12 protein-coding genes are annotated in these 12,504 nt (G+C 56.6%); 3 read left to right on the plus strand and 9 right to left on the minus strand.

Annotation, left to right across the window (positions count from 1 at the left end; genetic code table 11):
* Positions 1-16: 16 nt before the first annotated feature.
* Positions 17-292: a DUF2061 domain-containing protein gene (locus SIC19_RS12745; protein ID WP_051947074.1), complete on the minus strand. Its 276-nt coding sequence runs from the start codon at positions 290-292 to the stop codon at positions 17-19.
* Between the two features lie 227 nt (positions 293-519).
* Between SIC19_RS12745 and SIC19_RS12750 the strand changes: the two genes are divergently transcribed.
* Positions 520-993, plus strand: coding sequence for a Dps family protein (locus tag SIC19_RS12750; protein ID WP_036211032.1), 474 nt, complete (start codon positions 520-522; stop codon positions 991-993).
* A gap of 181 nt (positions 994-1,174) precedes the next feature.
* Positions 1,175-2,878 (plus strand): choice-of-anchor I family protein, encoded by a 1,704-nt coding sequence (locus SIC19_RS12755; RefSeq protein ID WP_075194240.1) that lies wholly within the window; start codon positions 1,175-1,177, stop codon positions 2,876-2,878.
* Between the two features lie 60 nt (positions 2,879-2,938).
* Here the strand turns inward: SIC19_RS12755 and SIC19_RS12760 are convergent, their stop codons facing one another.
* From SIC19_RS12760 to SIC19_RS12790, 7 genes are all read right to left on the minus strand, one after another.
* Positions 2,939-4,069 carry an NAD(P)/FAD-dependent oxidoreductase gene (locus tag SIC19_RS12760; protein WP_036211038.1) on the minus strand — a complete coding sequence of 377 codons (1,131 nt, stop codon included), beginning with the start codon at positions 4,067-4,069 and terminating at the stop codon, positions 2,939-2,941.
* Between the two features lie 2 nt (positions 4,070-4,071).
* Positions 4,072-5,391 (minus strand): SAM-dependent methyltransferase, encoded by a 1,320-nt coding sequence (locus tag SIC19_RS12765; protein ID WP_075194241.1) that lies wholly within the window; start codon positions 5,389-5,391, stop codon positions 4,072-4,074.
* Positions 5,392-5,675: 284 nt separating this feature from the next.
* Positions 5,676-6,971: a TRAP transporter large permease gene (locus SIC19_RS12770; RefSeq protein ID WP_075194242.1), complete on the minus strand. Its 1,296-nt coding sequence runs from the start codon at positions 6,969-6,971 to the stop codon at positions 5,676-5,678.
* The gene (locus tag SIC19_RS12775) at positions 6,968-7,513 is read right to left on the minus strand and encodes a TRAP transporter small permease subunit (RefSeq protein ID WP_036211047.1); all 546 of its coding nucleotides are present in this window, start codon (positions 7,511-7,513) and stop codon (positions 6,968-6,970) included. Before SIC19_RS12775 ends, SIC19_RS12770 begins: the two co-directional genes overlap by 4 nt.
* Positions 7,514-7,613: 100 nt before the next feature.
* Positions 7,614-8,690 carry a TRAP transporter substrate-binding protein gene (locus tag SIC19_RS12780; RefSeq protein ID WP_075194243.1) on the minus strand — a complete coding sequence of 359 codons (1,077 nt, stop codon included), beginning with the start codon at positions 8,688-8,690 and terminating at the stop codon, positions 7,614-7,616.
* Positions 8,691-8,872: 182 nt separating this feature from the next.
* On the minus strand, positions 8,873-9,934 hold the full coding sequence (locus tag SIC19_RS12785) for a PA0069 family radical SAM protein (protein WP_075194244.1): 1,062 nt from the start codon (positions 9,932-9,934) through the stop codon (positions 8,873-8,875).
* Between the two features lie 85 nt (positions 9,935-10,019).
* Positions 10,020-10,484 carry an ATPase gene (locus SIC19_RS12790; protein ID WP_075194245.1) on the minus strand — a complete coding sequence of 155 codons (465 nt, stop codon included), beginning with the start codon at positions 10,482-10,484 and terminating at the stop codon, positions 10,020-10,022.
* 192 nt (positions 10,485-10,676) lie between these two features.
* Between SIC19_RS12790 and SIC19_RS12795 the strand changes: the two genes are divergently transcribed.
* Positions 10,677-11,750 (plus strand): beta-N-acetylglucosaminidase domain-containing protein, encoded by a 1,074-nt coding sequence (locus SIC19_RS12795; RefSeq protein WP_075194246.1) that lies wholly within the window; start codon positions 10,677-10,679, stop codon positions 11,748-11,750.
* Positions 11,751-11,764: 14 nt separating this feature from the next.
* Here the strand turns inward: SIC19_RS12795 and SIC19_RS12800 are convergent, their stop codons facing one another.
* On the minus strand, positions 11,765-12,472 hold the full coding sequence (locus tag SIC19_RS12800) for an SIMPL domain-containing protein (RefSeq protein ID WP_075194247.1): 708 nt from the start codon (positions 12,470-12,472) through the stop codon (positions 11,765-11,767).
* Positions 12,473-12,504: the final 32 nt, after the last annotated feature.

Raw genomic sequence — 12,504 nt, forward strand, 5'->3', positions numbered from 1 at the left:
TGGGAAATGGCCCTGATCAGAAACTCCGGGCAACCGGGATTGCCTCCGCACCAGAGACGCCCCTTGCAATCTGCTGCTTCCGCGCCCATATCTTTTCATGAAAGAAATAGGCCACCGTGTTAATCGCTGGTTCTACCATGGCAATCAGGCTGCCAATCAGTATGTCGCCGGTCAGCAGGTAAGCAACGGTAAAGGCCACGGTGAAGTGGGTAATGGCGAATGTGATGGTTTTCAGCAACGAGTTGTCACCCTTTGAACCATGGTCATGGAAAAACATCTTCAGGGCACTCATAGTCAGTCAGCTCCGCAAGTGCGATGGATATGGGTCCATTCAACAGCAATTGAGAATCGTTGTTAAATAAATAATATGCAGATTTTTGATAGCCCTTAGCTATTACTTGGTCTTGCCAAAGATTAGTAAGAGCTATCAAGAAGATTGGATAACTAAACTTTATCTATTCACGATTCCTGGTTAGATTAGCCACCAGTACATTCCGGTAACTGTCAAGGAGACACGTTATGAGCAAGAACTTTATTGGTCTGGACACTGAAAAGACCCAGAGCCTGGCGAACGCACTGAACGATCTGCTGTCCAACTACCAGATCTTCTACATGAACGTTCGTGGCTATCACTGGAACATCAAAGGTGACAACTTTTTCGAACTGCATGCCAAGTTTGAAGAGCTTTATGACGACCTGCTGTTGAAGATTGACGAGATAGCCGAGCGGGTGCTGACCCTCGGGCACAGGCCTGCACACGCCTACAGCACCTACATCGAAAAATCCGAGGTGCCTGAGCGAAAGGATGTGGCCGATGGTAAGGATGCTGTTGAAAACATCGTGGAGAGCTTCGCCAAGCTGATTGGTAAGCAGCGGGAGTTGCTTCACCTAGCTGGCGATGCGGACGACGAGGGCACCGTTGCGTTGATGAGCGACTACATCTCTCAGCAGGAAAAGACGGTATGGATGTACCGTAGCTACCTCGGCCAATAAAGCCCTTGAAGCTCTCAATCACTTGAGCAAGTGTTGATAATGGCGACCGCACGGTCGCCATTTTTTTGCTGATACCACCTTCCCTGAGCAGTTCTGACTTAAAAGTGACGCATTTCTGTCACCTCTTCTCCATAAAGTGTCGTGTACAACCACACGTGTAACGACAGAAGAAGAGGCAAACATGACATTCCAGAACTCACTCCTTACGGCAGCCATCCTCGCATCCACCCTGGGCCTGGCGGCCTGCGACGGTGATGACGGCGACGATGGCAGTACCGGTTCGCCCGGCACCAGCCAGACCCTGATTGAGCTGAATACCCTCGGCACCTATGCAAGTGGTGCTTTCGATGAAGGCGCAGCGGAAATCGTGGCTCACGATCCCGCCAACCAGCGTCTGTTTGTCATCAATGCCAACGATTCGACCGTGGACGTGCTGGACATCCAGGACCCGGAGATGCCGGTCAAGCTCAGCACCATTGATGCCACCGCCGAAGGTGCTTCTGCGAACAGCGTGGCGGTATACGGCGATCTCGTGGCCGTCGCCATTGAAGCCAACGTCAAGCAGGACAACGGCAAGGTGGTGTTCTATAACAGCACTGACCTGAACAAGGTGGGTGAAGTAGAGGCGGGCGCCCTGCCGGATATGCTGACGTTTACCCGCGATGGCCACAAGCTCCTGGTGGCCAACGAGGGCGAACCCAGTGATGACTACAGTGTTGACCCGGAGGGTTCCGTTAGCATTGTTGACCTGTCCAACGGCGTGGCTGCGGCGACGGTCACCACGGCCGGGTTCGCCAGCTTCAACGGTCAGCTGGCCGAACTTATGGAACAGGGCCTGAGAGTGTTCGGGCCGGGCGCCACTCTGGCACAGGATCTGGAGCCGGAATACATAGCGATCTCTATCGACGGTGAAAAAGCCTGGGTCGCGATGCAGGAGGCAAATGCCGTTGCCGAACTGGACATCGCGGCCGGGGAGATTACCGCCATTATTCCGTTGGGTTTCAAGGATCACAGCATCATCGGCAACGAATTGGATGCCAGCAACGACGACAGCGGCATCAACATTCGCAACTGGCCGGTGAAAGGCATTTACCATCCGGATGCCATGACCAGCTACGGTTTTAACGGAAAAACCTATTACATCACCGCCAACGAGGGTGATTCCCGGGATTACGACGGCTTCAGTGAGGAATTCCGCGTCGCCGACCTGACGCTGGATGCCATGGCCTTCCCGAACGCTGCCGAGTTGCAGGAAGACGCTAACCTGGGACGCCTGAACGTCACATCCACCCTGGGTTTTGGCAATTCCTGCGCGCCCAGCGATCCTGCCAACGTCATTCTCGTGGGCGGTGAGTATGACCGGAGCTATGTGGAGAATAACTGTGTCTACAGTGAGCTCTACGCCTACGGTGCGCGTTCGTTTTCAATCTGGTCGGAAACCGGCGAGCGGGTCTTCGACAGCGGCAGTGAATTCGAGCGCATTACCGCGAGCCTGATCCCGGACAATTTCAACAGCAATAATGACGAAAATGCGTTCGACAACCGCTCCGACGATAAGGGACCAGAGCCTGAGGCGGTCACCGTGGGTACCATTAATGGCCAGACCTTTGCCTTTATCGGCCTTGAACGGGTTGGGGGCATCATGGTCTATAACGTGACCAATCCGCAGAACCCGGAATTCGTCCAGTACCTCAATAACCGCGACTTCTCTGCCTCCCAGACCGATCTTGAGAGTGGAATGGCGGGTGATCTTGGGCCCGAGGGGCTTGCCTTTATCGCTGCTGGGGACAGCCCCAATGGCAAGCCAATGTTAGCGGTAGGCAACGAGGTGAGTGGCACGACCACTCTGTATGGTATCGATGTGATTGAACTGGCCGCTGACTGACCGTCGGCGTGATAAGGAGAACCGGACCGGGTACTGCCCGATCCGGTTCTATACGTTCTCTCAACCCTGGGAGACCGTCGCCAGTGGTGGCACCTGCTGATGCAGGAACCATTTTTCGGTGACCACCTTGCGGGTAAACCAGTGAGACCGCATCAGGGTACTGGCCAATGGCATTTTGACCCAGTCCGGCACTTGCCAGCCCTCATCCTGAGGCATGGCGCGATTACCAAAACGGCTGGCAATAGCTTCGCCGTAGGCCTGCAGTGCCTGGGCGGAATAATCCTCCTGGTCGCGAATAATGTCCGCCGCCATCAACGCAGACTCGATGGCAGGGCGAATACCTTCGCCGCTCTGGGTGTAGGCCAAGCCGGCGGAATCCCCGATCAACAGCAGGCCGTCATCGGCCAGTTGTCTTTCCGCGTGGGCGTATAGCAGGTAGGCATGACCTTTGAACTTGCCCGGTAAATCGGCCGGTATGCGTCCTTCGGATTTCATTTCCTCCACGAAGGCGTTGAGGTGCTCGGTCAGTTTGTGATTGTCTTCCCGGCCAAGGCCGATATTGAGGAAATTACCTTTTCGGAACACCCAGGCATAGCCCTTCAGGTCGCGGCAGAACCAGAGCTCGGGGGTGTCGCCACGAGCTTCGCACACCTCGGCCTGTTGAGGCGTCATCTCGAATTCCACCTCTTTGGCCGCCACTACGACTTCGTGGCTGCCGGGGCCGTCTCCCATCAGCTTCGCCACCGGGCAGAAATGGCCCCCGGCACCTACGATCAGGGGCGCCTCCCAGGTATCGTTGATCACCCAGTTGCCATCGCGACGAACAATGGACTTGACCGGTGTGTTCAGTTGCTTCGGCACGGCTGTCCTGTCCAGAAGAAACGCATCGAACTCGCAGCGTCGTATGCCGTAGCTGACAATCTCACCGTGGTCATTTTCCACCGCCGATTGCCCCATCATGCCTATACGGAACCGCCGGATGGGCTGAAGGGTTCGTCCGGTGCCGTAGTGGTTGATGTCGATATCGAGACTGTCCATCACCGCAGGAGTAACCCAGCCGGCGCAGGTCTTGTCCCGAGGAAAGTCCTGCTTATCGATTACCAGAATGCGTTTGCCGCTGTCCTGCAGTGCGTGGGCGAGGGTGGAGCCGGCAGGCCCGGCACCTACGATAATCAGGTCGTAGTAGTCCATGATTATGCCTCCGGAGCTGCGGGGGACGAATAGATGTCCTGGCGGTTTTGTGGCAGCTGGTTGTTCCCGCCATGGGTGAAGACCACCTGGAACAGTTGCAGTGACCCGGCGCGGAAGGCGGCTATGGAGCCGGCGAGGTACATTTCCCAGGCCCGGGCAAAGTGCCCGTCGTACATTTCTGTGACCTTGTCCATGTTGCTTCTGAACCGTTCCATCCAGTGGGTCAGCGTCTGTGCGTAGTGCAGTCTGAGATTTTCGACATCCAGCACCGAAAAGTCGCTGTGTTCGCAGATACCCATGAACTCAGAGATACTCGGTGGGTAAGCACCCGGAAAGATGCGTTTCTCGATCCAGGCGTTCATCAGCATGGGCCGGTTGCGGCCGATGCTGTGCAGTAACGCCAGGCCGTCCGGCTTCAGGGAACGACTGATAAGCTCCGACAGCGCCAGGTAATTGTCCTTGCCGACATGCTCCAGCATGCCGATGGACACAAAGGCGTCATATTGGCCGCTGATGTTGCGATAGTCGTCTTCAACGTACTCAATCAGGTGGTCCAGCTGCTGACGCCTGGCTTCTTCCCGAGCGTACGTCAGCTGTTCTTTCGAGATGTTGTAGGAATGTACCTTCACGCCGTAATTCCGGGCCATATAGCGCGCTAGACCACCCCAGCCACAGCCGGCTTCCACAACCGTCATGCCGGGTTTTAGTCGTAACTTGCGGCAAACGTGCTCCAGCTTGGCCAGTTGGGCCTGTTCCAGGGTCAAATCCGGCGTTTCGTAATAGGCGCAGGTGTACTGCATTTCGGCATGATCCAGCCAGAGCCGGTAAAACTCGTTGCCCAGATCGTAGTGGTGGTGAATGTTCTCCCGGGCTTCAGAAACGCCAGTAGAGCGGGGGTTGTGGTTGCGCCACAGGGCTTCCAGCCATTTGGGCCATTTCTGCCTGGCGTTGTGAATTGAGCGGTAAAGTGTCTCCATCAGCTCCGAAAGATCGCCATCTACCTGCAGCCTGCCCGCACTGTATAGATCCCCAAACGCCAGGTTGGGGTTGGTGACCAGCGTAAACAGCGCCTTGGGGTCTGTCAGTTTGAGCGTAAAACGGGCATGGCCTTCTTCGGGGTCAATGAATTCATTGTTCCACAGCTGGAACCGTAGCGGTGGTGACCCGGCCATGCGCATCAGCTTGGCGATCAGCCAGCGTTCATAACTGTGAGGCTCACGGTCCGCCTGCTGCTCTTCCAGGGGCAACGTCAGGACGTGAGGCCTGTCCTCCGGTCGGTCGTTGGTGGGCGCTGGGGGCTTCCGGGCGGTGCTTTGGCTCATGGATACATATCTCCCTTTTTCAGCTGGTTAATCACGGACTGAAGTCGGCGGGCTTGGCCGACAGTGATTCAGCATCAGGGCGTGTCCCGATATCACAACTGAGAATCGCCTGCTTCGTCTTTAGTATAGAAAACAAGCGTGTTTTGTCATATCCCCCCACACACCAAAGAATGGAGGGTTGCTATTGGGGCAATAGGTAAAAGGGGTAAAAGCGGGAATGGCGGGCGAAAAAACCGGGGCTGCACGGCCCCGGCTTGTTGGTGTGCTGTCGACTGGCGCCGACGTCAGTAGGTCGAACTCATGCCAAACCATTCCGGGAAAATCACGATCATCACCAGCACCAGTACCTGCATCAGGATAAACGGTAGTACCCCTTTGTAGATATCGATGGTCTGTACACCGGGTGGTGATACGCCTTTGAGATAGAACAGACTGAACCCGAATGGGGGCGTCAGGAAACTGGTTTGCAGGTTCATGGCAATCAGAATCGCGAACCACAGCATGTTGATGCCCATGGCTTCCGCCACTGGTGCCAGGATCGGAACGATGATGAACGAAATTTCCACGAAGTCGATGAAGAAGCCCAGCACCAGGATGACCAGCATGGCCAGGATGATGAAACCCCATTTTTCGCCGGGAAGCTGCAGTAGCCATTCTTCCAGCAGGTAATCGCCACCGGTGTAGCTGAACACCATCGAGAATGCGGTTGCACCGACGAGGATGGCGAACACCATGGCAGTGACCTTCACCGTGTCCTTTGAGGCATCCCACACCATCTTGAAGGAGAACTGGCGGTAAATGATGGCCAGCACCACGGCGCCGACACCACCGAGCGCCGAAGATTCCGTGGGGGTGGCAATACCGGCAAAGATGGAGCCCAGTACGACGATGATCAACGCCAGCGGCGGGATAATCGCCAGCAGCGCTGCACGGATTTCCTTGCCCCGTGACAGTCCGCTGTCATCCGGCATGGCGGGGCCGGTTTCAGGCTTGAAGCGGGTGAGAACAAGGATGTAGATGATGTACAGACCGACCAGCACCACACCTGGGATAACGGCTGCCCTGAAGAGGTCGCCAACCGGGAGCCCGAGCACGTCGCCAAGGATAATCAGGATAATCGAAGGCGGTACGATCTGGCCCAGTGTGCCGGACGCACAGATAGTGCCCGTTGCAAGCCGCTTGTCGTAGTTATGGGCCAGCATCACGGGGAGAGAGATCAGACCCATGGCTACCACACTGGCACCGACGACGCCCGTTGATGCGGCGAGCAGGGCACCTACCAGGATGGTGGAAATGGCCAGGCCCCCTGGCAATCCACCGAACAGGCGGCCCATGGAGGTCAGCAATTGCTCGGCCAGCCGCGTGCGTTGCAGGACCACACCCATGAAGATGAACAATGGCACCGCCATCAGCACCGTGTTCTGCATGACGCTCATAATGCGATAAGGCATGAAAGCAAACAGATCCATGCCTTCGGCATAGATCCCGAAAAACAGGGCAACGCCGCCAAAGGTAAAGGCAACCGGGAAGCCCAGCATCAGCAGGAGGAGGGCGGCTCCGAACATAATCATACCGATCATGCGAGACCCTCCGCGCCGTGCTTGGGCTCATAGGTCTTGTCGCCGGAGATAACCCGTATTGCGAAGGTCACCATGTTGAACCCGGCGATACCGGTAAACACCGCGGAAATCGGGATCACGCTCTTGATCACCCAGCGATGGGGTAGCCCACCCGGGTCGCCGCTGCCTTCGCCCATGCTGTAGGACTCAACGGCAAAATCGTAACCGTAGTTCCAGATCAGGTAGGCAAAGGGGATGACAAAGATAACAGCACCAACGATGTTGACCCAGGCCTTGGTCTTGTCACGCCAGCGGGTGTAGAAAACGTCTACGCGAACATGGCCGTCCGTGCGCAATGCGTAGGGGATGCCCAGCAGGAACACCACGGAATAGAGATGCCACTCCATTTCCTGCATACCGATCGAAACTTCATTGAAAGCGTAGCGGGCTACTACGTCGTAGAAGACGTTACCGGCCATCAGAATCATTGCGGCACAGGCCACCCAGCCGCAAAAAATGGACAGGGTGGCCAGGCCCTCGTCCAGCTTGATAATCCAACGCATTGATTGTCCTCCGCCAGCGAGCCGGCGATTTTTCAATTGCTATAAACGACAAAACCGGGATCACTGCTAGAGCGATCCCGGCTCAGTTACTGCCGATATGTTACTCGACTTCTGCCATCGTGTTTAGGTAGGCCCGCTCGGAAATGTCCGTGTAGGCCCGGCTCTTCTCAAGATATTCCTGTTGGGATTTTACAATCTTTGCGGCTTGCTCATTGTTCGCTGCCGCTTCTTTCAGGAGTTTCTCGTTGGCCTCGTGCATGGCCTGGAAGATTTCCTCAGGGAATTTCTTGATCTGTACGTTCGGGTACTCTTCCTTGATGTTGGCCCAGGCTTCTGCGTTTGCGTGCTGAGAGTGAACCAGCATGTCGTAGGAGGCTGTGCGCATAGCGACGCGCATGATTTCACGAAGGTCGGCTGGCAGTTTTTCCCATACCTTCTTGTTCACCAGGAACTGCAGCTCCGTGGCGGGCTCGTGCCAGCCAGTGTAGTAATAGTCTGCAATTTGCTGGAAACCGAGACGCAGATCCAGGGAAGGACCAACCCACTCAACCGCGTCAATGGTGTTGCGTTCCAGGGCTGTGTAAAGCTCGCCCGGTGGGATGTTGGTCGGATTAACGCCTACTTCTGCAAACACCTCACCGGCGAAGCCAGGAATACGCATCTTCAGGCCCTGCAGGTCTTCGAGAGTGTTGATTTCCTTGCGAAACCAGCCGCCCATTTGAACGCCGGTGTTGCCACCCGGGAACGACAGCATGTTGTGGGGTTCGTAAACCTCCTGCATCAGTTCCATACCACCGCCGTGGTAGAACCAGGCGTATTGTTCCATCGCGTTCATGCCGAAAGGCATGCTTGTGAAGAACAGGGTGTTGGGTACTTTGCCTTTCCAGTAGTAGGACGCGGAATGACCCATGTCGTACTGGCCGGCCTTGACCATATCAAAGACACCGAAGGGCGCTTTGTGCTTGTTTGACGAGTCGATGCGGACCTTCAGGCGGCCGTCGGACATCTTTTCGACAGTTTCAGCGAACCGTTTGGTGGTGTCACCGAAAATCGGGAAGTTGGGCCCCCAGGTCTCGGCCAGGCGCAGGGTAAACGTGTCTTGAGCGAGGGCTTGTGTGGAAGCAAAGGTAGTTGCTACAGCCAGCACAGCCGCGGATAGAACAGAACGGATCTTCATTGCTCTTCTAGCCTCTTTTGTCGTTATTGTGTTGAGAGCCTCTCCCTCTGTCTGGGAAAGTAACTCCTAATTCTAGTTCAAGTTATCAACAAACGTTAAGAAACGGAACGAAAAACCCGCCTCTGTACGACCTAGGTCTTACGACTTTCTCCCGCTGGTCAGCATGAGGTAATGTTTCCGGTCTAGAACAATCCGATCTGCTCACCCGCAGGACGCCTGAAGAGGTCGCTTCTAAGGGGCTCTGCCTGATGAAGGTTCAGGCCCAGTTGCCTTGCGCGCTTTGCGAAGCGCTGGCGGACAAGATCTGCGTAGGGGCCCGTTCCTGTCATTCTGCGCCCGAACTGGGCATCGTAACTTTTGCCACCCCGCAAATCGCGCATGCGATTCATCACATGACTGGCCCGGTCTGGAAAGTGCCGCTGCAACCAGTCCTGGAACAGCTCATCCAGTTCCAGCGGCAGGCGAAGCATGATCCAGCTTGCCCGTTCCGCACCTGCCTCTGCTGCGACCCCCAGAATGCTCTCAATTTCATGATCGTTGATGAACGGGATAACCGGCCCCAGGATGATGCCCGTTGGTACGCCGGCAGCGGCCAGCTCACGGATGACTTTCAGGCGTGTCGCCGGCGCTGCAGTGCGAGGTTCCATCTGGCGCTTCAGGGTATTGTCCAGGGTGGTTAAGCTGACCCGAACGGAACACAGGCCCTGATGTGCCAGTTCTGACAGCAGGTCCAGGTCCCTCAGAATCAGTGCCCCCTTGGTGATAATGGACACCGGATGGCGATACTCGACCAACACCTTGAGGACGTCGCGGGTAATTTCCCGGTGCTTCTCAACCGGCTGATAGGCATCGGTGTTCACGCCAAGGGCAATTGGCGACACACGGTAGCCGGGTTTATCGAGCTCCCTTCGAAGCTGTTCCGCAGCATTGGGTTTGGCGATCAGCCGGGTTTCGAAGTCCAGCCCCGGCGACATGTCCCAGTACGCATGGGTAGGCCGGGCAAAGCAGTATATGCACGCATGCTCGCAACCTCGGTACGGATTTATGGACTGGTCGAACGGCACATCCGGCGACTGGTTCCGGCTGATAATCGTACGCACCTGTTCATCCACCACTTCGGTTGCCAGTGAGTCCGGGCAGGTATCGTCAGCGGGGTCCTGATACCAGCCATCATCGTATTGGCGGTCCGTCACTATGGGCTGGAAGCGGTTCTGTGGGTTGAGGGGTGTCGCGCGAGTCTTCATGGGGGAAACTCCCGATACTGTTTATATATACAGTACTATCGGTGACTCGCGATTTCCAGTTTTCATGTACAGAGAGTGGAAGAATTCAGACATCATCCATCATGCCAATCTGCCTCGCGAGCCTCATGGCTTCGTTCTCCTCCATGGCGCGTAGGGATTCAGCGAGTTCTTTCGCTTCCGGAATCTCTGCCTTGCCGGCCAGGCTGTCATACAGGTCGATCAGTTGGTCATGGAAGTCGAACACCTCGCGGACAATGCTGTCGAAGTCGAGACTGGCGTAATGATCATCGCAGGTGCGGTGGGTTTTGATGGCCTTGTGTTCGTCGTTCAGGTAGTCGTAGAGTCTTGTTTTCAGGGCTCGTGAATCGGCCTGTTTCTCGAACTCCGCCGTGATGCGCTCCAGTTCGGCCTCATGGTCCGACAGATACGTCAGCAGTGCCCGGGCTCGCTCCTCCTTGTTTTTTGTTGAGCACTCCGACAAACATCGGGACAGGTGGGCGTGGAGCTCGCGAGCCCACTCAATCAGGTCTTCAAAGCTTTTAATGTCCATTTGCCAGGCTCCTTATCCACATGGGTAATCGGAGAGCGGATGTGAATCGCCACTGCTCATTACTACTCATCACTACATCATCAGTACGAGAAGTCTAGCCGACATTGCTAAACTTGTCCGGTGACCCCCACGGCCTGATGAGATACCCTCTGGACGGTAAACCATCTGTGTACTCGCGAAATGGAAACGCCAATGGCAGAGCAACCCCCACTGGGAATCATCGAAGGCTTCTATGGCCCGTTGTGGAGCTGGGAAGAGCGTCGGCAGCTGGTTGCGGCACTGGCTCCCCATGGTTATCGGAACTATTGGTACGCACCCAAGGCGGATGCTTTTCTCAGGCGCCGGTGGAACGAGCCGCATCCGCAAGCGGAGGCCGATGAGCTGGCTGATTTCGCCCGGTTTTGTGGCAGTCACGGAGTCCGGTTCGGCATTGGCCTGAGCCCGTTCGAGGTGTTCAACAATTTCGATGGCTCGGCGAAAACCGCGCTGACGCAAAAACTGGCAGCGTTTGATCAGTTGGGTATCACCGATCTGGCGATCCTGTTTGATGACATGAAAAGCGATACACCGGAACTGGCGGCCAGACAGGCGGACATCATTCACTGGGTGGCAGAACGCAGTACAGCGGACCAACTGACCGTCTGCCCCAGCTACTACTCCGATGATCCGGTGCTGGACCGGGTGTTTGGTCCTCGTCCCGAGCATTACCTGGAAGATCTAGGCAAGGCACTGGACCCGTCCGTGCAGGTGTTCTGGACGGGCGAGGAGGTGTGTTCGCGGGAGATATCGCCGGGCCACCTGCAGCGTGTTTCAGAAGCGCTGGGGCGCAAGCCGGTGCTGTGGGATAACTACCCGGTGAACGACGGTGACCGTATGTCCCGGCATCTGCACCTGCGGGCATTTACCGGCCGGCCGGCGGCCAACGGCCCGTATCTCTCGGGCCACGCCATTAATCCCGCGTTACAGCCAACGCTCACTACGATTCCGGCCATCACTCTGGCCCGTAGCTACGAACAGGGGCCCGGCTACCAGTATGGCAAGGCCTTCCAACTGGCCGCCGAGGAAGTGTTGGGCAAAGAGTTGGCGCAGCAGGTACAGGCCGATCTGCTCCTGTTGCAGGATGCCGGCTTGCATAGGCTCAGTACCGAACGCCATCAGGCGCTGACGGAATGTTATGGCCGCTTTGATCACCCGGCCGCCAGCGAGATCCTGCATTGGCTGGCCGGCCGCTATCAGGTTACCGATGAAATGGTGCAGACCCAGTAGCCGGTGGCGACTGTCTATTTAAGATAGTACTCCACGGTGGTCACCACCCGGACGGTTTTAATCGGCTGTTGGCCTTCGCTGACGCCTGGTGCCTGGTCTCGGGCCAGGATCTGGAACACGCCCTGATTGGCGCGGCGCAGGTTCCCCAATTCAGTTTTTGCATCCCTGGCAAACTGTGCGGCGGCCTCGCGGGCGGCGGCGGTGGCCTCGGCAATCATCTCGGGTTTGATGTCGTTCAACCGGTTAAACAGGTAAGTCGGCCCGCCTGGGCCATAATCGGATGACAGAATGACGCCGGAATCCACCAGTTCACTGACAGACTGCGCGGCCTGGCGAATGCGATCGATGTCGTCGCTGCGAACCATCAGGGTCTGGTTGATGATGAACTTCTGGCCGTTGCTTTCCTGGTAGGGATTGGCGCGGGTGTCCGTAACGTCCAGGCGTTGCAGTTCCACTGCGTCTGTGTCGATGGCTTGCAGCTTGAGGAAGGCCATAATGGCTTCGCGGCTGCTGCGGGCCTTCTCGCGGGCTTCGTCCAGGCTGTTGCCGGTAGCGACGAAACGCAGGGGCCAGAGTGCGAGGTCCGCCTGCACCTCCCGTTCCGCAACGCCCTTGACGGTGACGAAACGGTCTCCGGTGCGTAGCCCGGTCAGGCCGTTGGCGATGAGTGACGCGGAAACAACGGCGGCAATCGCCAGGATCAGGGTAGACAGAATTTTCATCACGGCGTCCTTGTGCGTGGATCTGGCGGATA

The sequence above is a fragment of the Marinobacter sp. MIT930201 genome (assembly GCF_047122665.1).
In the GTDB taxonomy this organism is placed as follows: domain Bacteria; phylum Pseudomonadota; class Gammaproteobacteria; order Pseudomonadales; family Oleiphilaceae; genus Marinobacter; species Marinobacter salarius.